Genomic DNA, 24,505 nt, shown 5'->3' on the forward strand with positions numbered 1-24,505 from the left:
CCGCTGACATGACCAACCCGTTCGAGAACCCCGACGGCGTCTACTCCGTGCTCGTCAACGACGAGGGCCAGCACAGCCTGTGGCCCGACTTCGTGGCCGTCCCCGCGGGCTGGACCGTCGTCCACGGCCCCGCCGCCCGGCAGGAGTGCCTGGACCACATCGAGACCCACTGGACGGACCTGCGCCCCAGGAGCCTCGTCGAGGGCTCCTGACCCGCGAGGGAAAGGGAAGGGGGGTGGGTCCGGTCCCGGACCCACCCCCCTTCCCGTCCGTCCGCCGTCACGACGTGGGCTGCCCGACCTTCGTGGCGGGCTCGCCGTCCACCGCCGCCGCCAGCTGCGGCACCAGCCGGTCCAGGACGTAGGGGATGCTCAGCACGGTCGACAGGGACACCGCGTTGCCGTAGTCCCCGGACTCCTTGACGAAGACCTCACGGCCCTGCCTCACCACGTTCAGATCGCCGTAGATCGGGTCACCGTGCAGCTTGGCGACCGCCGCCGTGGTGTCCGGCACGATCCACACGGCCACGTCCTGGTCGAGCAGGTCGTAGCGCTCCTTGCTGATGTTGGCGCCGAACTGGTCGCCGATCGCCTGGTCGAGGTCCTTCGGCAGCGAGAAGCCGAGGTCGGACAGGAGCCGGGAGCGCGGGTCCTCGCTGCCGTAGACGAACACGCCCTCGTAGGGGGTCGCCATGACCGCCGTGGCCTCGGCGAACGCGGGGTGGGCCTTCTTGGCGGCGGCGAACCTGGCCTCGACGCCCGAGACCAGCGTCCTGGCCTCGGCGGCCTTGCCGAGCGCCTGGCCGATCTCCTCGGTCTGCTGCTGCCACGGCACGCCGTAGTCGTTGTACTGCTTCGGCTGGGCCACCACCGGGGCGAACTTCGACAGGCTCTCGTACTGCGCCTTGGTCAGCCCCGAGTACACGGCGAGGATCAGGTCCGGCCTGAGCGCGGCGATCTTCTCCACCTGGGGGCCGGTGCCGGTGTCCTTGAGCACGGTCGGTGCGGCGGCGCCGCCCAGCTCGTCCTGGGCCCACGGGCCGATCGCGCCCTTGTAGCCGCCCACCCACTCGGTGGTGCCGACCGGGACCTTGCCGAGGGCGAGGACGGCGTCCTGGTCGGTGAGGCCGACCGTGACGATCCGCTCGGGCTCGGACGTGACGGTCGTACTGCCGAACTTGTGGGCGATCGTCACCGGAAAGGCGCCCGCGGGCGCGGACGACCCCGTGGAACCGGACGAGGACGAACCGGAGTCGGAGTCGGAGGAGCCGCAGGCGACCGCCGTCGCCGTGAGCAGGAGTACGGAGGCGAGCAGGCCGGTGAGCCTGGAGACTCTGGTGGCGCGGGGCATCGGATGATCCTTCTGATCTGGGCGACGGGGTCCGGCGGGGGACGGCGGGTGGCGGCTTGGGTCAGTGGGGGGCTCGGGAGGTGCCGGCGGGGTGTCCTTCGGCGGCGCGGCTGCCGGTCCAGGCCCGCCACAGGGCCGCGTACCGGCCCCGGGCGGTGAGGAGTTCGTCGTGGGTGCCCTCCTCGACGATCCGGCCGGCGTCCAGCACGACGACCCGGTCGGCCGCGGCGGCCTGGCTCAGCCGGTGGGCCACCACCAGCGCGGTACGGCCCCGCAGCGCCTCCTCGGCGGCCTCGTCGAGCACCCGGGCACCCGAACTGCCGGCCTCGGCGGTCGCCTCGTCGAGCACGACGACCGGCGGATCGGCCAGCAGCAGGCGGGCCAGGGCGAGTTGCTGGGCGCGGTCGGCGGTGAGCCGGTGGCCGCCGTCGCCGACGACCGTGCCCAGACCCTCCGGCAGGGCCTCGGCCCAGCCGACGGCACCGACCCGGGCCAGCGCGTCCCACAACTCCTCGTCGCTCGCGTCCGGGCGGGCCAGGCGCAGGTCGTCGGCGAGCGGCCCGGCGAACACGTGCACCTCCTGGGTGACGAGCCCCACCAGCCGGCCGGACTCGTCGGGTTCGGCGCCGCCGATGTCGACCCGGCCGGCCGCCGGGCGGTGCAGCCCGGACACCAGCTTGGCCAGCGTCGTCTTGCCCGCGCCGGTGGTGCCGACCAGCGCGATCCGTTCCCCGGCCCGCACCCGGAGGTCGACACCGCGCAGCACCGGACGGCCGGGCACGTAGGCGTGCGAGACACCGGCCAGGGTCACCGACGGGCCGCCGGACGCGGGGGAGCCGGGCCGGTCGGCGGGCGCGGGCACCGGCTCGTCGATCACACCGACCAGCCGCGCCAGGCCCGCCGTCGCCGACTGGGCGTCGTCGAGCAGCACCAGCGCGGTGTTGACCGGCCCGAAGAGGCTGTGGAAGTAGAGGGCGGCGGCCGTGGCCGTGCCGACCGAGGCGGACCCGGACCGCACCAGCAGGAACCCGGTCACCAGGACGGCGGCGAGGCCCACGTACTCGGCGATGTGCAGCCTGCTGTAGAAGCGCAGCACCAGCCGCACCCCGCGCATGGTCAGTTCCACCGCGGCCCGCGAGCGCTCGGCGACCCGGCGTCCGTGCCCGTCCTGCAGCCGGTAGGCCCGTACCGTGCGCGCCCCGCCGATGGTGTCCAGCAACTGCTGCTGCTGTTCCCCGGTGGCGATCCGCTCCCGCGCGTACAGCGGGACCGCGTTGCGGACGTACCAGCGGGCGGTGTGCGCCTGCACCGGCACGGCGAGCAGCGCGGCCGGCAGGAACCGCCAGTCCAGCACGGCGAGGGCGCCGAGTGTCAGGACGATCGACAGCGCGGACCGGGCGAGTTCGGGCAGCGCCGTGCGCACCGCGTCGGCCACCCGCGAGACGTCCCGGGTGACCCGCGCGTTCAGGTCGCCGGATCCGGCCCGCTCCAGCCGCTCCAGCGGCAGCGCCAGGGCGCGTTCCACGAACCGTTCGCGCAGCCGGGCGAGCGCGGTCTCACCGAGCCGGGACACCAGCGACATGCCCAGCGAGGTCGTCACGCCCTGCACCACGGCCACTCCCGCCAGCGCGAGCACCGGAAGGGTCAGGGCGTCGGCGGAGCGGTGCCGGGTGACCAGGTCGACGATGTGGCCGAGCAGCGGCTGGGTGAGCAGTCCGACGGCCGTGGCGAGCACCATCACGCCGAGGCCGGCGACCGCCAGGCCCCGGCTGGGGCGCAGCAGGTCGCGCACGGCCGCGCGGGTGCGGGCGGCCGTGGCGGTGGGCAGCAGGGTCCGCCCGGGACCGGCTGCCTGGTCGGGCCGGGTCATGCGAGCACCGCCGTCCGGTAGGTCGCGTGGGTCAGGGCGAGTTCCGCGTGCGTGCCCTCGGCGCCGACCCGGCCGCCGTCCAGGAACACCACCCGGTCGGTGACCGCGAGCAGCGCCGGGCTGTTGGTGACCACGACGGTCGTCCGGCCCCGTCTGATCTCCCGCAGGCCCTCGGCGATGCGGGCCTCGGTGACCGCGTCCACCGCGGTCGTCGGGTCGTGCACCACCAGGACGGGCGGTTCGGCGCGCAAGGCCCGTGCGAGGAGGACGCGTTGCCGCTGTCCGCCGGAGAGCGACCGGCCGCCCTCCCCGACGCCGGTGCGCGCGCCGTCCGGCAGCGAACGGGCGACCTCGTCGGCGTCGGCGGCGGCCATCGCCCGGTCCGTGCGCGGGTCGGTGCCGTCGCCGCCGTCCGGGGTCACGTTCGCGGCCAGGGACCCCTCGAACAGCGCGGCGTCGTGCGCGGCGACCAGCACCGCGGCCCGCAGGCCCGCCGGATCCAGCCGGGTCAGCGGCACCCCGTCCAATTCGACCGAGCCGGACTCCGGGTCCGCCTCCCGGCCCAGACAGCTCAACAGGGCCTCGGCGCAGGCCGGGTCGGTCACCGCGATCCCGGTCAGCCGTCCCGCGGGCAGGTCGAGGTCCACGCCGTCCAGGCCGCCGAACCGGACTCCGCGCAGCCGTATCCGGCCGTGCACCACGTCCGGTACCGGTTCCTCGCCGCCGACGACGGCGGGGCCCGCGGCCAGCACCTCGGCGATCCGGGCGGCGGAGGCGCGGCCCTGCGCCAGTTCGGTGTTGACCCAGGCGAACGTCTCCAACGGCCCCAGCAGGAACAGCGCGAGACCGACCGCCGACACCAACTGCCCGAGCGTCAGGGACCCGTCGAGCGCCAGCCGGCCGCCCACCCAGGCGATCAGCGCGATGAACCCGCCGGTGAGGGCCAGCACCAGGCCGGTCTGCCACGCCTCGGCCCGGGCCGCGCGCAGGGTGGCCGCGAGGGAGATCCTGCTGGTGCGGCGGTAGCGCTCGACGGCCGCCCGCTGCGCGCCCAGCCCCTTGAGCACCCGCAGCCCGGCCACCAGGTCGGCCGCGACCCCGGCGGCGGCCGCCGCCTTGTCCTGCTCGGCCTCGCTGCGCCGCTCCAGCGGCTTGCCGAGCAGATGGCCGAGCCACAGCAGCACGGGCGTGCCCAGCAGCACGATCAGACCGAGCGGCACCGAGGTCAGCAGGAGGGCCACGGCGCTCACGGTGATGCCGGCGACCGCCCAGATCCCGCTCATCAGCGCCATGTTGACCGCGCCGACCCGCTTGGCGTCCTCGGTGGCCACGTTGGCGAGTTCGCCGGAGAGCCGGTCCTCCTCGGCGCCGCCGCGGGGGTCGAGCACCCGGTGCACGATCGCCAGGCGCAGGGTGTGCGCGGCCTCCTCGGCGCCGCGTTCACCGGCGCGCGCGCCGAGCCGGAAACTCCACGACAGACACACGTACAGGACGGCCAGGACGGCCAGCCACAGCACCAGGCGTCTGGCGTCCCGGCCGGCGACGGCCTGGTCGATGACGACACCGATGAGGACGGGGACCAGTGCCTCCCCGAGCTGGTGCACACAGCCGAGCGCGGAGCCGAGGGCGAGCCGCCGCCCCTGCCCCCTGACCGAGCGTGCCAGGACATCGCGTCCCGACGGTTCCCCTGATCCCACCAGCCACCCTCCGGAAACCAGTCAACTTAGGCAAGGCTACTCTAAGTAAATGTGGTGACGTCAATCCCCGATTCCCGTGCGCCGGACGGGCGGTGACGGTCCACCGGCCGGTCCTCCCCGCCCCCTGATCACCCTCGGTTACTGTGCTCACTTCATGCCGGGTATCCCGAAGGCCGCGGCGATACGGGCGAGGGTGTCGTGGCGACGCAGGTACACGAGTGCGACCAGCGCAGGACGGTGCGGCGGGAGTGTGCACCGCCGGTCACCCTCAGGGGTGACGATGAGCATCGTGACCCAACGGAACAGACCCGAACGATTTACAGTCCCGAGCTGACCGGCATGACCCGCCGGCATGTCAGCGACCTGGTCACCACGGGTGCCTTGCTCGTCCTGGCTCCTTGCCCGCCGGGCGGCCCCGACGGGCGAGCAGTTGGTGACGGGGTCAGCGAATGAGGCGGGCGAAGGTGCGAAGTTCTTCGGTGAAGATCTTCGGCTGTTCGAAGGCGGCGAAGTGGCCGCCGTGCTTGGCCTCGTTCCAGTAGACGAGGTTGTGGTAGGTGCGGTCTCCCCAGATCTTGGGCGCGGTGAAGATGTCCTTCGGGAAGATGGTGACGCCCACCGGCAGGTCGAGTTCGTGGCGGATGAAGGCGGAGGCGAAGCTCTCCGCGTACAGCCGGCCGGCCGACGTGGCGGTGCCCGGAAGCCAGTAGAGCATGATGTCGTCGAGCATCTCGTCGTAGGACAGGACGCTCTCCGGGTTGCGGTTGCTGTCGGTCCAGAGGCCGAACTTCTCGTAGATCCAGGCTGCTTGGCCTGCGGGAGAGTCCGTCAGCGCGGTGCCGATGGTCTCGGGCGAGGTTCGCTGGACCGCGCTGTAGGCGGTGCCGTTGGCCTGAAAGTCCGCGATCTGCTTGAGGACCTTCTGCTCCTCAGGGGTGGGCGTGCCCACCAGCGGGGCGTCGAACAGAACGGGCAGGTTCAGGTGGACTCCGATGAGTTCCCTGGGCCACAGCTTGCCCATGGCCGTGGTGACGCTGGCACCCCAGTCGCCGCCCTGGGCGATGTAGCGGCCATAGCCCAGGCGACGCATGAGTTCGAACCATGCCCTGGCGATCCGCATGACGTCCCAGCCGTTTTCGGTGGGCTTGTCGGAGAAGCCGTAGCCGGGGAGAGAGGGGATGACGACGTGGAAGGCGTCCTCGGGACGGCCGCCGTGGGCTGTCGGGTTGGTCAGCGGGTCGATGACCTTGAGGAACTCCACCACCGATCCCGGCCATCCGTGGGTGAGGATGACCGGTGTCGCGTCCGGGTGGGGGGAGCGCACATGCAGGAAGTGGAAGCCGAGCCCGTCGATCTTCGTGCGGTACTGACCGAGGCTGTTGAGGCGCCGCTCCAGGCGGCGCCAGTCGTACTGGGTCTCCCAGTGCTTCACGAGCCTCTGGACGCGGTGCAGGGGGGCGCCCTGCGACCAGTCTTTGACAAGCTCCTGCTCGGGCCAACGGGTGTTGCGCAGCCGATACCTCAGGTCTTCCAGCGCGCTCTCGGGAACGTGCAGGCGGAAGGGCGTGATGGCCTCGGTCGCCGGGCGCGGGTTGCCCAGCCCGACCGGGTTTCGCTCGCCCGCCACCGCGGGCGACGCCTGCGACATCGTCCAGGGCAGCGGAGCTGCGACCGCGGCGGCAATCGCTGCCGTTCGCAGCACGCCGCGACGGGTGAACTTACCGTTCCGGCTCTCGGGGGACTGGCCGGCCGTTGCGTCATGACTCATGGAAATCTCACAGGTTCTCTCGAGGGTGCAACGCGCCCCAACGGGGGCTCTCGTCGCGTGAGGGGTGCCGGACGCTGCCGGCCTCGGCCCGCGCGTGCGTGGGCCGGTGAGGGATCAGTCGATCGCGGGGGGCCCTTCGCCTGCTGCGGCGTTATACGAGGGCGGGTTGCCGCTTCCGGATGGCCGCGGGCAGGGACAGCACCAGGACGGCGGCAGCAGCGATCAAGGGCACCAGCAGGGCGGCGTGGTAGCCGTGCATGGCGCCATGGGCGCCGGGGCCGGCGACCGCCTGGTTGACCGCGGTGGTGATGGCCACCAGCAGGGCGGTGCCGAACTGGGCCGATGACTGGAACAGGCCGCTGGCCACGCCCTGCCGCTCGGGTGCGACACCGGCTGTGGCGCTGATGCTCAGCGTGCTGAAGCACACGGCAAAGGCGATGCCGATGAGGGCGAACGTGGGGAAGAGAGCCGGCCAGTAGCCGGAGGTGAGACCTAGGGGGAGCAGCAGGCCGTAAGCCACGACGGTGAGCCCGAGGCCGAAGGAAAGGACGCGGGGGACCCCGAAGCGGCCGATCAGCTTCTCCATCCGCGGGGCGACGAACAAGCCCAGAACGCCGCAGGGCCAGAACGCGGCTGCGGTGGCCAGGGCGGACCAGCCGCGGGTCTCCTGCATATAGAGGGTGGCCATGAACTGGGCGGCTGCCCACCCTCCGACAAACGCCATCACGCCAAGATTGGCACGGACCCGCGGCCAGGAAGCCAGCAGACCCAGCGGGAGCAGCGGTGACCGCTGCCGGCGCTCGATGGCCACGAAGACAGCCAGCAGGGCGATGACGGCCAGCAGCGAGAGCAGGGTGGGCGGAGCGCCCCAGCCAACGCCGGGGGCTTCGGTGAGTGTGAAGACCAGAAGCAGCATGGCGAGGGTGATCGCAGCCGCCCCGGGAAGATCCATGCTGCCGCGGCGGCTGCTGCCACGGTCGTCAGCGGGAATGAGCCTGGGTGCGGCCAGCAGGATCAGCCCCGAGACGACGGTGGGCATGATGAACACCCATCGCCAGCCGACCTCACTGAGCAGACCACCGGATATCAGACCGAAGGTGAAGCCGGCCGCCCCGGTGGAGGAGTAGATGGACAGAGCACGGTTGCGCACCGGTCCCTCAGGGAAGCTCGTCAAGATGATCGCCAGGCCCGCCGGCGCGGTGAAGCCGGCGGATACACCCTTCAGGAAACGGCTCGCGATCAGCATCGTGCCGTTGGTCGCGAAACCTCCGAGTCCGGACATCAGAAAGAACACGATCAGCGCGACCAGGAAGACTCTGCGGCGTCCGAGAAGGTCAGCCGCACGGCCGCCCAGCAGGAGAAACCCGCCGAAGCCCAGAACGTAGCCGGAAACCACCCACTGGAGCTGGCTGATCGACATGTGCAGCGCCTGCTGCACGGTGGGCAGCGCCACCGCGACCATCGAGGTGTCCAGTGCGTCGAGGAAGAACGCGGCGCACAGGACTGCCAGCAACCCCGCGGCAGCTCTGCCCAATTTCGCGGATGTGGCTGCGTTTCCTGCCACTGAAGTCGTTTCTGTAGTACTCATGGCGCCGAATATAGCGGCGATACAAGCAGTCGATACAAACACTTGGCCGGTGAGCGTGGTCACATTCGGTGCCGAGGGGATGGCGTGTCCGGCGCAGGGGTCTGGTGAGGTGCGGCACGCCTGTCGGCGCCGGGTGGCCCTGAAAATGGTGCGCTGCTACATCGTGTAATGTAGCGGCATGTCGAAAAACTCTGCCCGTGATCGCCTCCTGCTGGCGGGAGCCCAACTGCTGGAGGAGACCGAGGTCGGCGACGTCTCAACCCGTGCCATTTGTGAGCTGGCGGGCGTGCAGGCGCCCACCCTCTATCACCACTTCGGGAGCAAGCAGCGACTCCTGGACGAGGTGGTCAGTCACGGGTTCCGTGACTTCCTGTCCTCGTACGCGACGCAGGACCCGCCCCCGGACCCCCTCCAGGCGATCCGTGACGGATGGGACATCCATGTGCGATTCGGTGTCGAGCATCCGACTTTCTACGCCTACATCTACGCCCGTGTGAGCACCGGAGCGCGCTGCGGCGTCGTGAGCGAGGTGGAGGCGATGCTCCTCAAAGCTCTCGAGCCGGCCGCCCGGCAGGGTCTGCTGACCGTGACCCCCACCGTGGCCGCTGCGGAGATCCTCGCGGCAAGTACGGGAGTGATCATGACGCTGATCACCACGCCTGAGACGGAACGTGATCCGCTGCTGTCCAGCCGGGTGCGTGACGCGATCCGTGCGGCAGTGACCGTTCAGCACCCGCGGGAGGGCAGCGGTCAGACCGTGACACCTGCTTCTGCGGCAGTGGCCCTGTTGTCCGTGCTGGACGACGCCGACGCGGTGCTGAGCGACACGGAGCGGGCTCTCCTGCGCGATTGGCTGGGGCGGCTCCTGATCCACGAGGACGGTGTCAACGCTTGACCCGTGACTGACAGGTCGGATTCTGTCGGCCGCCGCAAAGCCCTGGTGAGTCGAGAAATTCTCGATGAGCTGTGGAGTGCCGCGTATGCGTCCACGCGTCCACATCTGACAGCTGAGCAACGGCCCGCCACAAGCTGCTGGGGACGCCCGCACGGCCAGTGCGTCGAGCAGGCGCTTCGCGACCGCCCGACGCGAACGTGCGGGTAGCGGAAACCTCGAGGGTGTCCTCTTGCTGCTGCCATGTCATCGCCGCCACACGTGCGGCCGCCGCACGACACTCTTGAACACCGGCCTCGGGGCGTTGGCCCTTCATGTGAGGGGCGTCACTTGGCGGGTATCGAACTTTGTTCTCTGGTCGGCGTCCTGTGGGTGTCAAAGACGCCCTGTGAGTGGAGCTGTTGTGGATCTCAAGACTCTTGGCCACGGCGCGGATGCGGCCGCGCGTGCCTTTGGAGCAGCGAGGGCGACGTTGGTGGGCGTCGTTCCCGGGGCTACCCGCCGTAGCGGTCCTCAGGGCACTCTTCTCGCCCTCACTCGAACACGGATTCCCGCGCTGAACGTGGTGATGAGCATGGCGAAGGATCCGAGCGGAGAGGAGGTCGCCGACTTTGCCGCTGTAGCCGCGAAGGAAGCGGCGGAAAAGGGATTTCCCCAGGGTATCGGCTTCCGCACCACGGAAATGTGGACGTCGCTGACCGCCATCTGACCGACGCCTCGGTGGCGCTGCCCCGGCACCCGGGTTCCGTGGCCATCAGTCGGTCCCGCCGTGAGTGGAATCCGGCTGTGCACGCAAACCCGTACGGATCTCTTCGCACGACTTGTACGCCGATGACAGGACAGAAATGCCTCTCACGACATCGTGGCGCGCACGCACGGGCCTCGCGCAGTTCCCGGCGCGTACGCGGCATGACCACCCTTGCGTGGACTGGACGAACCCCACCGCGGCACGCACCCCCGTCTTCGTGGGCCGGGAGGTCGAGCTGGCCAGGTTGGTGCAGGCCGCCCGCGCCGCGGGGGGCGGCGACTCCCAGGCTGTGCTCGTTCGCGGAGAGGCAGGGGTGGGCAAGACGCGGCTTGTCGAGGAACTGCTGAGTGCTGTCGAGCCCGGGGCGGCCGTGGTGGCGGTCGGAGGATGCGTCGAGTTCGGGGGTGACGGTTTCCCCTTCGCGCCGTTCTCCGAGGTTCTGCGGACGCTGTGGCAGCACTTTCCGGACGAGGTGCTCGCGGCGAGTTCCGGCCGGGAGGCGCTGCTGGCGCGGATCCTGCCGGACCTGGACGTCCCGGCACTCGCCGCCCGGGACGACGACGTGACACGGTTGTTCGCCCTGATCACCCGCATTCTGGAGCGCCTGGCGTTGGAGCAGCCACTGGTGCTGGTCATCGAGGACCTGCACTGGGCCGACGCCTTCACCCGCGATCTGCTGGGCTTCCTGTTCCGCACCCGGCGCACGGGCAAGCTCCTGATCGTGGGGACCTACCGGACCGACGAGGTCCGCCGCGGACACCCGCTGCGCCCACTGCTGGCAAGTCTGGACCGGCTCCGGTCGGTGCGCCGTGTGGACCTGCCCCGGTTCTCCCGCGCTGAGGTCACCGGGCAGCTCACAGGCATCCTCGGGGCCCCGCCGGACCCGGACGTGGTGGACGACATCTTCGCCCGCTCCGACGGCAACGCCTTCTTCGTCGAGGAGCTCGCTCGCGCCCACCTCGACCACGTCGGCACCGGACTCGACGACCTGCGGGACGGCCTGCTGGCCCGGTTGGACTCGCTGCCGGAGGCCAGCCAGCAGGTCGTGCGCACGGCCGCCCAGGGCGGCGCCGTGATCGGGTACCCGCTGCTGAAGGCCGTGGCGGGCCTTCCCGAGGACGCGTTGATCGACGCCCTGCGCGCGGTGGTCCTCGCGCAGATCCTCGTTCCCGAACCGAATGGCACGGACTACCGGTTCCGGCACTCGCTGATGCGGGAAGCGGTCAGCGCGTCACTGCTGCCCGGTGAACGAGCCCTGATCAACCGTCAGTACGGCGAGGCGCTGGAAGCCGACCCCTCACTCGTCAGGACCGAGGAGCTGACCGGTCGCCTCACCCAGCACTGGCACGCGGCCCAGGACGGAGCGAAGCCGTTGCACATGACGGTCGCGGCGGCCGAGAAGGCGCGGAACGGGCATGCTCTCCTCGCCGGAGGACGACGCGACACGGAGGCGCACGACCGGCTGACCCGTGCGCATGCCACGGCCACCAGGCCGGAGGGCGAGGAGAGAGCCGGCCCGGGCACCGACGGGCTCTCCTCCTACGGACTCACCCCGCGCGAGACCGAGGTACTGGGCCTGGTGGCCCGCGGATACAGCAACCGCCGCATCGCGGAAGAGCTGGTCATCTCGCAGAAGACCACCAGCCACCACGTTTCCAGCATCCTGGCCAAGCTCGGTGCCTCCGGCCGCACCGAAGCTGCGGCAATCGCCTACCAGCGCGGACTCCTCCCGCCTCCCACCTCGTGACACCAGATCCGTTCGTGTACAACAGGCGGCCCGGCCCCGTGATCTGTGGAAACGGCTCGTGGAGGTGGTCCCCACCGGCGGCGTCCGCGTGCGTTGCGGAACGAAGCCGGACTGGGCCGCCTCTCGGCCTTCCGGTTCTCCGGGCGGCCGGCAGGCGTACAAGGAAGATCTGAACATGGCGGCCCGGCGTCTCACCTCACAGAGGTCGTTTCCCTGGCAGACCTCATCGAACGTGCGGGGGCAGGGGGCGGTCCCGGAAGCCATGACTGGCGGGACCGCCCCTGCCGGTACTTACTCAGTGACCGGAGCCTCGGTCGTCCCGCGACGGCTGAGTCGTCGCGGAGACGTCGCCGGCGTAGACCAGGGCGGTGCGGTGGTTGTACTGGATCGTGTACATCTTCCTGGCGCCGAGGACGACGGTGCCGGAGGACTTGAAGTAGTCGTCGGTCACGGCCGCGGGGGCGGTGGCGACGTAGGCCTGGCCGGACGGGATGGTGTACATGCTCAGTGGGGCCTGAGTGGAGGGAGACAGGCCCGCGGGGTACTCGGCGGCGTCGGGATAGCTGGAGCCGTAGACCTTCACCGGCGGCGTGATGGGGGTCTGACCGCTGTGGATGATGGTCACGCCACGCGCGGGGACGGTGTTGACGCCGCCGGGGTTGTAGAACCAAACCTTGGAGCCGCTGTACCAGATCGCGGTCCAGTCACCGTCCTTGCCGGCGACGACGAACTGCTGCCCGGCCTCGGCGGTACTGCCCCAGTCGTTGATGCGGTCGGTCCCGGCCGCGCCGGAGTGGATCGCCTGGTCGCCGAAGAGCGGTGCGGTGTCGCTGGGAGCGGTGCGCAGGTAGACGAAGTTCGACGGCTGGGTGACCTTGGTGCAGGCGACGGTGGCGCCGGTCGGGTCATCGGAAGGGCAGATCTGGACGGTCTGCTGATTATTCGCAAAGCCGGGGGCGATGGTCACCACGGTGCCCCAGTCGCCCACACCGTGCCCGCCTGGGATCGGGGCGCCGAGCAGGTCCATGAAGTGCTCCCAGTCCCAGGACGGGCCCGGATCCCAGTGCGCGCCGGAGACGGTGGCGGACGTCGGTCCGGCAACGTTGTCGTGGCCGAGGATGTGCTGGCGGTCCAGCGGAACGCCGAACCGGTCGGCCAGGTAGGTCACCAGCTCCGCGGTCGCCTCGTACTGGGCCTCGGTGTACCAGGTCGCGCCGTGCGCAGCGTAGCCCTCGTGCTCGATGCCGATGGAGTGCATGTTCGTTGAGTAGTTGCCCGCATGGAAGGCAAGGTCCTTCGTTGGGACCATCTGGGTGACCGCGCCGTCCGCGGAGCGCATCACATAGTGCGAGGCGCTGCCGCCAGGGGCCTGGAAGGTGGCGATGGCTGAAGCGTAGGAGGACTCGGTGTCGTGGATGACGATCGAGTCGATCCGGATGCCGTTGGCGGGCCGGTTGGACACCTGTCCGTTAGACGAGGCGGCCGGAACGAACGTGCAGTTCACCGTGGCCGGGCACTCGGTGTCCGTCGCCGCGGACGACGCCAGACGCAGCTTCGCCAACTGGCCGGTGGCGGGCCGGACCTGAGGGCCGGCGGTCAGGGTGACCCGCCGGCCGTCCGCCGTCGTGCGCACGGCGCCCCGGTGCAGGGTGGCGAAGACCCGGTCGGCGAAGGCCCGGGCGCCCTGCCGCTGCGCGGACTGGCTGTAACGCGCCACCGCCCCGTACCAGTCGCCCGGATCGGCGGAGGTGCCCCCGGCCGTGGCTTTCTGGTACGAGGCCAGCAGGGCCGCGCCACCGCGGATGTTGGCCGCCGCGTCCGAGCGCAGCTGCCACTTCGGGAGGCCCGTCAGCTTCGCGGCCGCCTCGAGCGTGTGCAGCGCGGGATCCGCGGCGAGCTTCGCCAGGTCCGAACGCCCGGCCGCCCCAGCGTCACCGCTGGCCAGCATCGCGGACGTCACGTCCGTCAGATGCATCGGACCATAGCCGCCACTGGCGCTGTGCTGCCCACCATGCGCGTCCCACGCCGACTCCTGATACGCCACCGCCAGCAACACCCGCGACGGCACATGGAACTCCGCCGCCGCGGCAGCGAAATCCTCCTGCCGTACGGAGCCCATCGGGGCGTGCTCGACGCCGGCCTGGGCGGTGAAAGGAACGGCGGCGGCACCAACGACTGCCAGCAGACCAGCGGTCACCAGTACGCCCGAGCGCTGGCGCAGAGCACGTCGTCGACGTACAGCTATTTCTCTTGTCATGCAAAATATCCCCGAGTCAAGTGGATGGGCACACAAGTACCCACCGCTTTCATGGATCACAAATTACGAAATGGCGCATTTTGGGCTACGGGGGCAACCGATCCGTTTACGGAAGGCACCCAAGCCTCCTGTCATCGTGTCAGGGGCAACCGCTCGCGACATCGAGATAAATCCCTATCCCCCCTGCCCTCGCGGATTGACCAAATTACCCAGCCCGCAGGCTTGGGGTCCCTACTGGCCTACGGGACCACCGACGGCCGCGCGGGCGATCTCCTTGGGTCGACGGCCATGACGTAGGACCAGCCGCGTTCCTCCAGGGCCTGGAGGAAGGCGACGCCACCATGTACTGAACTTGAACTCGTGATGTCGGTCGACTCGTGACAGTGACACGCCTCCGGCACACCCCGGACACCGACAGGACGTGGCAAACTCAGGAAGCACCGAAGCTCCGTTGCTCATCGAAGAATTTTCAGGTCATCGATACCGACAAAGCTTCGTTCATCCCAGTCATGGAACCCTGACCAGCACACATGCAAGATCAATTAACCTTGCAACAGCCCTGGGAGTGTGCGGCATGCTTTTCTACGTCCAGATGCGCTGGAACATCGAGGGTCGCTTGAGCTTCGATGAAATGTGGGATTATCAAGTAAGAGAGCAAGAGGAGGTCGCCGGTAAGGTAAATGTCGTCCACATGTACAAAGTGGCCGGCCAGCGGCGCGTCATTGCCCTATTGGAAGCGGAATCCGCAGACGAGCTGGATCGTATCTTCATGGCAACGCTCCCGCTGAGGGAATATCTCGACATCGAGATCATCTGGGCGCTACGCGAGTTCTCCAGCTTCGTCGAGGACTGCAAACGAAACTTCCGTGAATAGACACCCTACTAATACTCCAGCCGTAGTTCGTGATCTCGATGGTGAGGGGTGCCGAGGAGACAGGTGGCCAGCGTCGATCGTCTGGACGAGATCGGCCAAGCCATCGGGGGTGTCGGTTCCTTCTCCGCCTACCCGAGGCCGCCGAGACAGAGGGCGTCCCTTATCTCGCCGAGCTTCGCGGTTGTCGCCGGGGTCCACCCCTTCGCCTATCCGCCGAAACGGAGGGCATCCTCAATCTCGCTGAGCATCGCGGAGGACAGGACGCCCGCCCGCTCGATCAGGTCGTCCCGGGACACGGTGGTCAGCCACGTGCAAGGTGTAAAGCCTGGACGCGGGAACGCGAACCGCAGCACGCCTTCAGAGGGCAGTCCTTCCATGGCGCCAACTTGCACTTCGACACCCAGACCGCTGATGTCGACGCCCGCCGGAGCGACGACCTGCATCGCCCGGATCCCGGACACGTCGTCTACCGACAGCAGTACGACCAGCCGCCGCGACCCTGACGCGCTGTGGAGACGGGTGCGGCCACCGTTGATCATCGGTGTGTGAAGACAAACGATCACGCAGTGGCCGCAGGTCACAGCGTAGACCCTGCCCGCTGGCAGGAGGCGTTCGAGGGCCTGATGAGCCGGATCGCAGGCCGGCTCGCGCGGATCGAACCCCGGCGTCGGGTCCGGCAGTTGGTACTCGGCCTGCTGTCGGACCTGCCGCGCAAGAACTGCTCGACCATCGCCGAGTGGGCCGGAGAGAGAACCCCAGACGGCATGCAGCACCTGCTCGGGCGGGCAAAGTGGGACGCCGACCAGGTCCGCAACGACGTGCGTGGCTACGTGGTGAAGCACCTGCACGACGACCAGGCGGTTCTGGTAGTCGACGAGACCGGCGACGTGAAGAAGGGCACCGGCACAGTCGGCGTGCAGCGCCAGTACACCGGCACCGCGGGCAGGATCGAGAACGCCCAGTTTGCCGTCTACCTGGTCTACGCGGGGCAGCGCGGGCACGCTGCAGTGGACCGGGAACTGTACGTTCCGCGCTCCTGGACTTCCGACTCCGACCGCTGCCGGGCCGCCGGGCTCGGCGAGGAGACAGGGTTCGCGACCAAGCCGGAGTTGGCCGCTCGCATGGTCGCCCGGTTCCTGGACGCCGGCCACCGGGCCGCATGGGTTGCGGGTGACGATGTCTACTGAGGCAACCCGACGCTGCGAACCGCGCTGGAGGAACGCGGCACCGGCTACGTCCTCGCGGTGGCCTGCTCACACGAAGTCACCACCGGCGCTGGGCAGTTTCGCGTGGACGCCTTGGCCAAGAAGGTGCCCAGGCGGGCGTGGCAGAAGCTGTCCGCAGGGGATGGAGCCAAGGGCCACCGCTTCTACGACTGGGCCGCCATCGACCTCGTCGATCCCCGGCCCGGGAGCCGCCAGTTGCTCATCCGCCGCAACCGCAGCACCGGCGAACTCGCCTACTACTGCTGCTACTCGCCCGCACCGGTGCCGCTGACCACCCTGGTCCGAGTTGCTGGATCAAGGTGGCGGGTGGAGGAGTTCTTCCAGTCCGGCAAGGGCCTGGCCGCCCTGGACGAACACCAGGTCCGCCGCTACCCGTCCTGGTCCCGCTGGGTCACCCTCGCCATGCTCGCCCACGCCTTCCTCGCCGTCGTCCGAGCCGACGAACACGCCCGCCACCCCGCACCCGACGCCCTCATACCGCTCACCTGCAACGAGATCCGACGACTGTTCATCACGCTCGTCGTCCAACCCGTCCACGACGCCGTCCACCGGCTCGGTTGGTCCGACTGGCGACGCCGCCACCAGGCCCGATCCCGGACCAGCCACTACCGACGACAAGTGTGACTGAACACTTCGGCTGGCCACTTTGAGCACCGAAGTTGGTCGCTCCGAGCCAAAAGCTGCAGGGTTCATCGGTCGCTGGGAGTAGGTCCTGCGCCTCAGGCGCGCTTGGCGCCTGCTTGACTAGGGTCGGTCCTCATGGAGACCACGGGAATCGTTCGTCGCCAGACGGCAGAGCGTATAAGCGATGCTCTGGAGCGGCTCGTTACCGAGCGGGATGTATGGGTGTCGACGGCTCACCCTGATCACGGGCCGCACCAAGTGCCTTTGTGGTTCTTGTGGGATGGGCGAGCAGTGTGGATGTGCACCAGCGCCGCTTCCGTGACTGCGCGGAACGTCCGCGAAGAGCCGCGCGTGCGCCTGGCCCTACCGGACACCTTCGACGTGGTGCTCCTCCAAGGGGAGGCGGAGTGCTTCCCGGACCAGGAGGCGCCCGGAGGCGCAGCGGAGGCGTTCGCCGACAAGTTCGGGTGGGATCCACGCGTGGAAGAGGGTTCCTTTCTGTATGTACGTGTGGCCCCGAGGACTGTGCGCGCTTGGCGCGGCGAGCCGGAACTACGCGGGAGAGCCATCATGCGCGACGGGATGTGGCTGGAATAACGGCCGTCCCCCGCCGACGCGCCTCTCTCGGATCACGATCTACAGCTGGAGTACTAAGCCTGAGGCGTGGTGTCGGGGCCGTCGGCAAGACGAGGGCTCGGCTCGTACGGTAGACCTCGGGCGTGAGGTACGCACAGGGCGAATCTGAAGTGCTGTCGAAGGTATCGCCGGGCCGGCCGAGACTCAGGAAGGACCAGATTGCCCGATTGGAACGGGAGCTGGAACTCGGCCCGCTGGCCCACGGCTGGGTAGACCAGCGGTGGACACTGGCACGGATCAAGACGCTGATCGGTCGGCTGTTCCACGTCTCCTACACGGTCGAGGGCACCTGGCAGCTGCTAAAGCGACACGGCTGGTCGTGGCAGCAGCCGGCACGACGCGCGATCGAGGATGTCGACGACCCGGTCGAAGTGTGGAAGAAAGAGACGTGGCCGCGAATAAGAGCATCGCGGCGAAGCGCGGGGCCTGGATCGTCTTCGAGGACGAGGCCGGGCAGTCGATGACTCCGCCGCGGGCCAGGATCTGGGATCGCCGCGGCTGCACGCCGGTCGTGCGGGTACTGGCGCAGAGCACTTGTTCCGTGGGTGCGCTATTCCTGGCTGTCCTGGGCGCGCGTGAACGACTCCGGCCACTGGTTGGTGAGGGATTCACCGGCTGGGTCGACGCGGAATGTGCGAGGGCTGTGACAGTGACCAGCTTGTTTCCCGGCCTTGTCACTGGCAGCAGGCAGACTGTGCCGCATGACTTCGGTGACTGCACATGACTATGCCTGGATACGTTCCTCTCCGTTGTTCCGCTATGCGCTGGAAACCGGGTACACCCTGACCCTGGTGCGGGGCGTTGCCCCGAGGGAGGTGCTGCAGGTGATGGAGGCGGAACCCCAGGGCACGTGCACAGGGGCGGACGCGTTGATCGAGCGGCAGGACGAACTGGGCGACCCGACGGACTACTGGGACGAGTCCTTCATCGCGGGAGCATTCACCGTCCCAGGCGAAGGTGGTGACTGGACGCTCATCCTGCACGTCGCAGACGGGGGCATGGGGATGCAGTCGCGCTTTCTGGAGGCCTTGTCGGATGGCGGGTGCGCTGTAGTGCACTCCAGCAATGGAGGTAAGCCCATGCACTTCTTCCATTGGTATGAGGACGGGGAACTCCGGACCACCTTCGAGTGGCCCACGGCCAGGGCTGGCAGCACTCCCGATGCCCTCAACTCGGTTATGCGTGCGGTTGGCTTCGCGCTGTCGGACGACGAGGGTGAGAAGGGCGAGCGTGTCGACACCAAGGCGGCGGTCTTCGCCCTCGCCGAGCGGCTGACCGGGGTTCGGGTGACGGAGGAAGTGCTCCGGGATGCCGAATACCAACTCGGGCTTGTGCCCGAGGAACCCGCAGAGGAGTGGACCGGCATCGTCATCGACATCACCGACGCTCACGGGGAACGTCTCTACAAGGAAGTCACCCGCGACGAGGTCGAGGGCGCTTTTGCCCGCGCTCGAGGCGAGGCCACAGGACCGGCTATCAACCGCGAGCCTTCATCACCCACTCCCTGACCTGCAGTGCGCTACGCCTGAGCCGAGAGCGTGAGCTGGGTGATTAGCCGCCGTTTCGGCGAGTGGCGATGTAGTCGGTCCAGTTGCGTTTGACGAAGTTCATCCAGTCTGTTGCGTTATGGACCGTTTGCGCGGTCGTGGTTCCGGCCGAATCTCGATGGCAGGCATGACGTGCTACAACTCCGGCGAGCGATCCCGGCTGTTCTATGCCGTCCGCGAGTACACCGGGCGCAAGGACCAGCCGAAGGGATTCGGCCGGCGGGACTTCCGCGACCTGATCGTCCGAGCGCGCGTCCAGCTCGGTGACCCGATCGTGCTGGTCTGGGACAACGTCCGGCTCCCCTTCGTCATCTACACGAGGCGAGGCGAGTCGCGCTCCGACAACACGCATTCAAGTTCAGTAGCGACAGCGACTCGACCGCGCGGCGAAAACGGAAGTGTCGAACATCAAGGGGTCACTTCAAGAGGCGCATTGGCGGGGGAGTGCCGAGGTCGCGGGCATCACCGGTTCCGGAACCGGTGATGCGCCGATCACCCTATCGCCGGCGGCGTCCCACCAGGAGGATGCCACCGACCACGAGGGCGGCGAAGACGAACGCGGCGACGGCGTACACCGCGACCGGGGGGATGCGCTGCTCGGTGATGGCCATGACGAGGGGATGGGTCCGCACAGTGTGCCTCTTCGTGTAGTCGTACGTCACCGCTCGGAATCCCCGGTCTGCCGGTGGCATCCGCGCGGTGGCCTCTGTAATGACCTGTCCGCGAGGAAGATTGGGTTCCCGTGACGGTGATCACACCGCTCGCTCGGCCGGGCCGTTTCCCGCGCGACGACCCGAAGTCGGACCGCACCGTTACCAGTTCGGCGGGGAGGCATGGCCGCGCTCCTGCCGAACACGGCGGCGGTAACGGCAACAACCGACCGTTGTCCCCGGGTTGCGACCCGCCGAGCACGCGCCCGACGAGCAACGCGTGGCGCCCGCGCCCGGACGGCGTTCACCGTCCGGCCGCGGGCGCGCGCCCGTTCCGCGAGACGGAGGGGCACTTCGGTCACAGGGTTCCCAGTGTCACGCGTTGCCGCCGGACGGCACCTCGCCGATCTTGTCGGCCACACCCCGGCCGAGCACCGCGGAGATTCCGGTCAGCTGGCCCGCCTTGCCCGCCGTGCTGTCCTTGACCAGGTAACTGCGCTCACCGAGGTAGGCGTGCGTGGTCTTGTCGAAGATGTACTCGGTGCGTTCGTTGAGGGACTCGAACGCCAGGGCGTCGCCGTGCCGGCCCGCGGCGTCGACGGCGTTGTGCACGACCTCCACGCCGGGGATCTTGCCGGCGGCCAGCCAGATGGCCGCCTCCACCTTCGGCCGGACGATCGCCTCGCCGATCGTCTCGCCGACCCAGTCGAACGCGGCGGCGTCACGGCCGGGGGCGCGACCCTCGGTGATTGCGTAGATCTTCTTCAGCAGGACGTCGGGGTCGGTGGGCAGCGCTGCCAGCTGCGCGTACGTCGTGTTGTCGGCACCAGGGGCAGTCGGTGCGCCGCCGTCGATGCTGACCTTCGCGGTGCCACCGCCGAGCTTCTCGTCCTGACCGCCTTCGCGGATAAGTCCGGGGCGGGCGGGGTCTTCCGGGAGCCAGACCTGGCGCTCGTGCACGGCGTCCAGCTTGATCGGGCCGTCCATCGTGCGCTCATGGATCTGACGGCTGAAGCCGACCTCGCTCTTCACGTAGACGTACTGGTCGGCCCGGACCGTCAGGCGCTTGCCCTTGACGGCGGCGACGGCGACCTGCCGCATCAGCTCGGAGGTCCCCTGGGCCGAGGCAGGCAGCACCTTCACCACAGGAGAGAGGGCGACGGAGGACGGCGCGGCGGGGGTGGTGGAGCCGGAGACGTTCAGCACCACGGCGGTCGCCACGGCGGCGACGGCCACCGGTACGGCCACCATGGCCCAGCGGGGGCGGCGGGGGGCCACGGCTACGGGAGCCGAGTCGGTACGAGTGATCTCACGCATCAGGTGTTCCTCGAGTAGTGCCGTACGGGCGGAGGAGAGGCCGTGCGTCGCGGTGGCCGGAAACTGATCTGCCATGGCCTGGCGTTCGGTCTCTTCACCCCGCTGCGGGAAGGCGTTCATCGGACTGTCTCCTGTGTCGACCGGACCGCGGTAGCGCGGTCACCCCGTATCTGTTCGCGGACAACGAGTGGTTCCACGGCTCTTCTCTGTTTTTCCATTTCCTCCTCGGTGAGCTGGTGCAGCCGCTTGCGGGCGCGTGCCAGCCTGGAGCGGACGGTGCCCACCGCGATGTCGAGCGCGTCGGCCGTCTCGGAGTAGCTGAGGTCGGACCACACACAGAGCAGGAAGACGTCCCGTTCGTTCTTGCGCAGCCGGGTGACGGCGGCTTTGACGGCGGTGAGTCTGTGGTCCGCGTCCAGGCGCTCGGCGACCTCGTCGGAGAAGTCGGGCACGGCGTCGAGTGCGGGCATGCGTTCCATGGCGTCCTTGTGGCGACGCATGGCGCGGCTACGGTTGCGCAGCAGGTTCGTCGCGATGCCGTACACCCACGGGCGGACACTGTCGTCGGTGGGATCCAGTTTCTCCCGCAGCCGCCACACCTCAAGGAACGTCAGCGACACGATTTCCTCGGCGGTCGACCAGTCATTGGTGGCCCGCATGGCGTGGCGGTGCACCGCTTGGGCGAGTTCCTGGAACAGTTCCCGGAACGCGTTCGGGTCGCCTGCCCGGAGCCGGGATCGTAGAGATACGTTCACGCAATGACCTGTTCGGAAAGGCGCCCCGGTTCCCGTGAGCCGTGTCACAGCTGAGGGCGGTCGATCGGCAGGGCGAGGACCGCGATGCCCGCTCTGACCTGTCATGCCCCTGGAGCCGTCCAAGGGTGCCGCGAGGTAATGGACCTTCAGCGCAGGGAATGGGTGATCTGCGCCGCAGCGGTCACGTATCTCTCGTGGTCACGTGCTCACTTCCCCCCTCACGGACGTCCGGCGGGAACCCTCGGCTGGGGTCCGCATCGTCCGGACGGTGGTGAAGTGCCTGCCGCAGCCGCAGCCGCAGCCGCAGCCGAAGCCGCAGCCGTGAAGGAAGCGGCGGAGAGGGGATCTCCCTGGAGTATCCGTTTGCGTGGCCGGCCGGATGGGGCGATCGCGCGGACTGCCGGCGAGGGCCCTCGTCCCGCCGTGGGATCGGCGACGCCGCCACCGCACTCCGGCAACGGCTCCGCGACTCGGCCTCCTCCCGCAACCGCGCGACCTGTTGCCGGACGCTCTTCCCTCGAGCCTCCAGCAAACCAATCACCGACGGCACCAGCCACCTTCACGAGCGCGACAAGCGAACTGCCCACGCCCCTCTCTCCTGCGGCCGACCGGAGTTCATGCCCACCCGCCCCAAACCGAACGATCACGTTCGGAAAGCGGATGGCGTCTCAAGCACCCAGTTGAGGCGGGGTTGCTGTGCCGTGTACGCGCCGCGCGTGTGAAGCGAACAGGCGGGGGCCGATCAGGGGCATCAGCAGCCGAGCAGCGAGCGGCGCATGGGACAGTACCTTCTTGATCACCTCGGGATCGCCCTCATACATCACCAGACCGAAGCCCAGCGGCAGGTCCTTCTTCGGTATGGACCGCATGGCGTGCTCGCCGAAGAGAGCCCACTCCGCGGCGGTGATGTGCTCCTCCGCCAGGGGCAGGACCTCCTTCTCCTCCAGGGCCATGTGCTCGATCAGTCGGCTGACCAGCACCTCGATATCAGCGGCCAGGTTCGCACCGCCCTGCGCCGACGACCGCCATGCCCTGAACCCGTCATCGACGGCCTTGAGTGCCTCATCGAGTCCTTCGTGCTGCTGCCGCATTGTTGGCACGATGGCCGCACTTCGATCGCCACCACGTTCCATCAGACGGGGCCACACGACCGCGTCCTCTCCCTCGTGGTGCCCGTGCAAAATCGCGCTGATCTTGGCGGCGTGGTCCGCGACCACCGCTGCCCGCCGGCTATCACCGGGGTCGACGTCACGAACCAGTTGCGGCAGCAGGCGAAACTCGCGACGGAACATGCGGTGGGCCATATACATGTCACGTATGTCGGCCATCGGCTCAGAAGTTGCCGGTGTCATCTGTACCTCGTGCAGGGAATCGGACGGAACAGGGAAGGAACTACTACGGAGGACAGGGGTTGCAGGGATTCAGTGCGCGCTGCCGGCGCCCAGCGCACGATCGAGCAGGGCTTCTGACTCCGCGAGGAAGAGATTCGCGTAGTCCAGGTCGAAGCCCTTGGACGGCTGGATGGCGTTCCCCCGATAACCGAACATCTCGCCGCTGCGGCCCTCGAGGCCGGAGGCGAACAGGACGGGGAGCAGTCGGCGCGCGTACGCCTCCGGAGTCTGCGCGAGAAGTCCGATGAGGGCCTCGGTCCCGCGGTGTACGGCGCTGCCCTCCCCGAGCAGATCCGCACGGATCCCCGTGCGGATGACGCCGGGGGCCAGTCCGAAGTAGGCGGGGCCGGGAAACCGCTGGTGGCCGGCGATGACGAGCGCCTCGTTGCCCGCGAGGGTGTTGCCGTGCGCTGCCATGGCCGTGTAATGCCGCTCGGAGTTGAGGTCGGCAACCCGTCCCAGCTCGCCCCAGCCGGGTGAGCCCATGACGAACACCCTGGCCGCGCTGGACTGGTCGACACGGTCGGTGCCGAGACGCGTAGCGGTTTCGCGGACGATGGCCAGCCGGCTGAGGTAGCTGATGGCCATGTCCCGCTCAACGCCCTCGGGGGTTTCCGTGCGGGTCTTTGAGGCGAAGACGCCTGTGGTCAGCAGCAGGACATCGTTGTTCTCGACCTCAAGCTCCCGACCGACACGGACCGCCTCGCGCATTGAGGAAAGATCCGCTGCGAGGAACGTGAAGCGTGCGGATGCGGCGTCGCGCAGAGTGCGGCCGACGACCGTGACACGAGCGCCTCGCCGGAGTGCCTCGTTGGCGAGTGCTCGGCCAAGACCGTTCGTACCTCCGACGACGGTCAGCCTGCGTCCGGCCAGGTTGAGCTGCTCCACCGGCACGGCGGCCGGATCGAGCGAACGGTTCCGGCGCGGGGGCCGCATACGACTGGGAACAGAATGAACAGGTGCTATCGGTGATTGCATAATTGCCTATCTCTCATGGATGCGTGTCCCTTGAGTCTCGACGTCGCCGAGGACTTCGCCAGGTCGATCTCAGAAGACCTGAACGTGGCAACTCGGCGCCTCGCCTCACAGAGATCGTTGGCGTTCAAGCCGAAAGTCGGATTCACGTGGACATTGAGAACAGGCGGTACTGGGACACAGTAGTGAAGCCAATACGCCGGTACATGGGTTCGCCGGTCGGGCTTGCAATGAGGGCGGCGAAATCCGTTCCACGTTCCCGTCCGATCCGCAGGGCGGCCGTCGACAGCGCCCACCCGACCCCGCGCCTGCGGTGGTTCTCGGCAACGTGGACGATGAAGATCCCGGAGATGCCGTGGGCAGTGATGACTGTCGTCGTCCCGACCACCTGATCGTCGAGGACTGCGGCGAGCCGGACAATGTCCGCGTTGTCGGCACGCTGCGCCTCAATGCGGGCGAGGTGTGATTCCATGCCTGGGGCGAGGCCCATCGACTTACTGAGCCCATTCCAACTTCAGACGACGGCCGATCGGCGCTATGTCACGGGCGTCTGGTAGACCCTCGCTATGACGTTCTTGGTGGTGGTCGAGGGT

21 protein-coding genes and 2 pseudogenes are annotated in these 24,505 nt (G+C 68.8%); 9 read left to right on the forward strand and 14 right to left on the reverse strand.

The genetic code is table 11. The features are described from left to right. Positions 1-8: 8 nt before the first annotated feature. On the forward strand, positions 9-212 hold the full coding sequence (locus ACIRQ9_RS35010; protein WP_351326950.1) for an MbtH family protein: 204 nt from the start codon (positions 9-11) through the stop codon (positions 210-212). 67 nt (positions 213-279) lie between these two features. Here the strand turns inward: ACIRQ9_RS35010 and ACIRQ9_RS35015 are convergent, their stop codons facing one another. From ACIRQ9_RS35015 to ACIRQ9_RS35040, 6 genes and pseudogenes are all read right to left on the reverse strand, one after another. Beyond that, positions 280-1,350, reverse strand: coding sequence for an iron-siderophore ABC transporter substrate-binding protein (locus ACIRQ9_RS35015; protein WP_404182962.1), 1,071 nt, complete (start codon positions 1,348-1,350; stop codon positions 280-282). Positions 1,351-1,411: 61 nt separating this feature from the next. Further along, on the reverse strand, positions 1,412-3,220 hold the full coding sequence (locus ACIRQ9_RS35020; protein ID WP_404182965.1) for an ABC transporter ATP-binding protein: 1,809 nt from the start codon (positions 3,218-3,220) through the stop codon (positions 1,412-1,414). Next, entirely contained in the window at positions 3,217-4,917 is a 1,701-nt protein-coding gene (locus tag ACIRQ9_RS35025; protein ID WP_404182968.1) for an ABC transporter ATP-binding protein, read from the reverse strand. Before ACIRQ9_RS35025 ends, ACIRQ9_RS35020 begins: the two co-directional genes overlap by 4 nt. 162 nt (positions 4,918-5,079) lie before the next feature. Beyond that, positions 5,080-5,271 (reverse strand): annotated as a pseudogene (locus tag ACIRQ9_RS35030) (hypothetical protein); the annotation flags it as partial. A gap of 88 nt (positions 5,272-5,359) precedes the next feature. Then, positions 5,360-6,565, reverse strand: a complete 1,206-nt coding sequence (locus ACIRQ9_RS35035; RefSeq protein ID WP_404182971.1) for an epoxide hydrolase family protein — start codon at positions 6,563-6,565, stop codon at positions 5,360-5,362. Between the two features lie 271 nt (positions 6,566-6,836). Further along, a complete protein-coding gene (locus ACIRQ9_RS35040) occupies positions 6,837-8,273 on the reverse strand; it encodes an MFS transporter (protein ID WP_404182974.1) in 1,437 nt (478 codons plus the stop codon). Positions 8,274-8,451: 178 nt separating this feature from the next. Here ACIRQ9_RS35040 and ACIRQ9_RS35045 point away from each other — a divergent pair, with 178 nt between their 5' ends. The 3 genes from ACIRQ9_RS35045 (at position 8,452) to ACIRQ9_RS35055 (ending at position 11,660) form a co-directional block, all read left to right on the forward strand. Further along, on the forward strand, positions 8,452-9,168 hold the full coding sequence (locus ACIRQ9_RS35045) for a TetR/AcrR family transcriptional regulator (RefSeq protein WP_404182977.1): 717 nt from the start codon (positions 8,452-8,454) through the stop codon (positions 9,166-9,168). A 400-nt stretch (positions 9,169-9,568) separates the two neighbouring features. After that, complete coding sequence (locus ACIRQ9_RS35050) at positions 9,569-9,874, forward strand: hypothetical protein (RefSeq protein ID WP_404182979.1); 306 nt, start codon at positions 9,569-9,571, stop codon at positions 9,872-9,874. A gap of 214 nt (positions 9,875-10,088) precedes the next feature. Then, the gene (locus ACIRQ9_RS35055; RefSeq protein WP_404182982.1) at positions 10,089-11,660 is read left to right on the forward strand and encodes a helix-turn-helix transcriptional regulator; all 1,572 of its coding nucleotides are present in this window, start codon (positions 10,089-10,091) and stop codon (positions 11,658-11,660) included. Positions 11,661-11,955: 295 nt separating this feature from the next. On the opposite strand, the gene ACIRQ9_RS35060 is transcribed toward ACIRQ9_RS35055, so the two are convergent. Then, a complete protein-coding gene (locus tag ACIRQ9_RS35060) occupies positions 11,956-13,917 on the reverse strand; it encodes an N-acetylmuramoyl-L-alanine amidase (RefSeq protein WP_404182985.1) in 1,962 nt (653 codons plus the stop codon). Between the two features lie 421 nt (positions 13,918-14,338). Here ACIRQ9_RS35060 and ACIRQ9_RS35065 point away from each other — a divergent pair, with 421 nt between their 5' ends. Further along, the gene (locus tag ACIRQ9_RS35065) at positions 14,339-14,791 is read left to right on the forward strand and encodes a muconolactone Delta-isomerase (RefSeq protein ID WP_404182988.1); all 453 of its coding nucleotides are present in this window, start codon (positions 14,339-14,341) and stop codon (positions 14,789-14,791) included. A 206-nt stretch (positions 14,792-14,997) separates the two neighbouring features. On the opposite strand, the gene ACIRQ9_RS35070 is transcribed toward ACIRQ9_RS35065, so the two are convergent. Then, a complete protein-coding gene (locus ACIRQ9_RS35070; protein WP_404183025.1) occupies positions 14,998-15,330 on the reverse strand; it encodes a type II toxin-antitoxin system PemK/MazF family toxin in 333 nt (110 codons plus the stop codon). 84 nt (positions 15,331-15,414) lie between these two features. On the opposite strand from ACIRQ9_RS35070, the pseudogene ACIRQ9_RS35075 reads away from it, so the two are divergent. The 4 genes and pseudogenes from ACIRQ9_RS35075 to ACIRQ9_RS35090 all read left to right on the forward strand — a co-directional run bounded on the left by ACIRQ9_RS35075 (position 15,415) and on the right by ACIRQ9_RS35090 (position 18,785). Continuing rightward, a pseudogene (locus tag ACIRQ9_RS35075) lies at positions 15,415-16,641 on the forward strand (IS701 family transposase). Positions 16,642-16,776: 135 nt separating this feature from the next. After that, positions 16,777-17,238 (forward strand): pyridoxamine 5'-phosphate oxidase family protein, encoded by a 462-nt coding sequence (locus ACIRQ9_RS35080; RefSeq protein ID WP_404182991.1) that lies wholly within the window; start codon positions 16,777-16,779, stop codon positions 17,236-17,238. Positions 17,239-17,360: 122 nt separating this feature from the next. After that, positions 17,361-17,741 (forward strand): winged helix-turn-helix domain-containing protein, encoded by a 381-nt coding sequence (locus ACIRQ9_RS35085; RefSeq protein WP_404182994.1) that lies wholly within the window; start codon positions 17,361-17,363, stop codon positions 17,739-17,741. A gap of 237 nt (positions 17,742-17,978) precedes the next feature. Beyond that, a complete protein-coding gene (locus ACIRQ9_RS35090) occupies positions 17,979-18,785 on the forward strand; it encodes a DUF6461 domain-containing protein (protein WP_404182997.1) in 807 nt (268 codons plus the stop codon). A 536-nt stretch (positions 18,786-19,321) separates the two neighbouring features. On the opposite strand, the gene ACIRQ9_RS35095 is transcribed toward ACIRQ9_RS35090, so the two are convergent. From ACIRQ9_RS35095 to ACIRQ9_RS35120, 6 genes are all read right to left on the reverse strand, one after another. Continuing rightward, complete coding sequence (locus ACIRQ9_RS35095; protein WP_404183000.1) at positions 19,322-19,456, reverse strand: hypothetical protein; 135 nt, start codon at positions 19,454-19,456, stop codon at positions 19,322-19,324. Positions 19,457-19,849: 393 nt separating this feature from the next. Further along, positions 19,850-20,911, reverse strand: coding sequence for a CU044_5270 family protein (locus tag ACIRQ9_RS35100; RefSeq protein ID WP_404183003.1), 1,062 nt, complete (start codon positions 20,909-20,911; stop codon positions 19,850-19,852). Continuing rightward, positions 20,908-21,546 carry an RNA polymerase sigma factor gene (locus ACIRQ9_RS35105; RefSeq protein ID WP_404183006.1) on the reverse strand — a complete coding sequence of 213 codons (639 nt, stop codon included), beginning with the start codon at positions 21,544-21,546 and terminating at the stop codon, positions 20,908-20,910. The genes ACIRQ9_RS35100 and ACIRQ9_RS35105 overlap by 4 nt, the downstream gene beginning before the upstream one ends. 668 nt (positions 21,547-22,214) lie before the next feature. Beyond that, positions 22,215-22,874 (reverse strand): hemerythrin domain-containing protein, encoded by a 660-nt coding sequence (locus ACIRQ9_RS35110; RefSeq protein WP_404183009.1) that lies wholly within the window; start codon positions 22,872-22,874, stop codon positions 22,215-22,217. A gap of 93 nt (positions 22,875-22,967) precedes the next feature. Then, complete coding sequence (locus ACIRQ9_RS35115; protein WP_404183012.1) at positions 22,968-23,831, reverse strand: SDR family NAD(P)-dependent oxidoreductase; 864 nt, start codon at positions 23,829-23,831, stop codon at positions 22,968-22,970. Between the two features lie 226 nt (positions 23,832-24,057). Next, positions 24,058-24,384: a GNAT family N-acetyltransferase gene (locus ACIRQ9_RS35120; protein ID WP_404183015.1), complete on the reverse strand. Its 327-nt coding sequence runs from the start codon at positions 24,382-24,384 to the stop codon at positions 24,058-24,060. Positions 24,385-24,505 lie beyond the last annotated feature (121 nt).

It is taken from the genome of Streptomyces sp. NPDC101237 (assembly GCF_044767465.1).
Classification (GTDB): Bacteria; Actinomycetota; Actinomycetes; order Streptomycetales; family Streptomycetaceae; genus Streptomyces; species Streptomyces gramineus.

What these genes read in the sequence shown, in the direction of transcription:
- ACIRQ9_RS35010 (WP_351326950.1), top strand. Translation starts at nt 9, where the DNA reads ATGACCAACCCGTTCGAGAACCCCGACGGCGTCTACTCCGTGCTCGTC.
- ACIRQ9_RS35015 (WP_404182962.1), bottom strand. Translation starts at nt 1,350, where the DNA reads ATGCCCCGCGCCACCAGAGTCTCCAGGCTCACCGGCCTGCTCGCCTCC.
- ACIRQ9_RS35020 (WP_404182965.1), bottom strand. Translation starts at nt 3,220, where the DNA reads ATGACCCGGCCCGACCAGGCAGCCGGTCCCGGGCGGACCCTGCTGCCC.
- ACIRQ9_RS35035 (WP_404182971.1), bottom strand. Translation starts at nt 6,565, where the DNA reads ATGTCGCAGGCGTCGCCCGCGGTGGCGGGCGAGCGAAACCCGGTCGGG.
- ACIRQ9_RS35040 (WP_404182974.1), bottom strand. Translation starts at nt 8,273, where the DNA reads ATGAGTACTACAGAAACGACTTCAGTGGCAGGAAACGCAGCCACATCC.
- ACIRQ9_RS35045 (WP_404182977.1), top strand. Translation starts at nt 8,452, where the DNA reads ATGTCGAAAAACTCTGCCCGTGATCGCCTCCTGCTGGCGGGAGCCCAA.
- ACIRQ9_RS35060 (WP_404182985.1), bottom strand. Translation starts at nt 13,917, where the DNA reads ATGACAAGAGAAATAGCTGTACGTCGACGACGTGCTCTGCGCCAGCGC.
- ACIRQ9_RS35070 (WP_404183025.1), bottom strand. Translation starts at nt 15,330, where the DNA reads ATGATCAACGGTGGCCGCACCCGTCTCCACAGCGCGTCAGGGTCGCGG.
- ACIRQ9_RS35080 (WP_404182991.1), top strand. Translation starts at nt 16,777, where the DNA reads ATGGAGACCACGGGAATCGTTCGTCGCCAGACGGCAGAGCGTATAAGC.
- ACIRQ9_RS35090 (WP_404182997.1), top strand. Translation starts at nt 17,979, where the DNA reads ATGACTTCGGTGACTGCACATGACTATGCCTGGATACGTTCCTCTCCG.
- ACIRQ9_RS35100 (WP_404183003.1), bottom strand. Translation starts at nt 20,911, where the DNA reads ATGAACGCCTTCCCGCAGCGGGGTGAAGAGACCGAACGCCAGGCCATG.
- ACIRQ9_RS35110 (WP_404183009.1), bottom strand. Translation starts at nt 22,874, where the DNA reads ATGGCCGACATACGTGACATGTATATGGCCCACCGCATGTTCCGTCGC.
- ACIRQ9_RS35120 (WP_404183015.1), bottom strand. Translation starts at nt 24,384, where the DNA reads ATGGAATCACACCTCGCCCGCATTGAGGCGCAGCGTGCCGACAACGCG.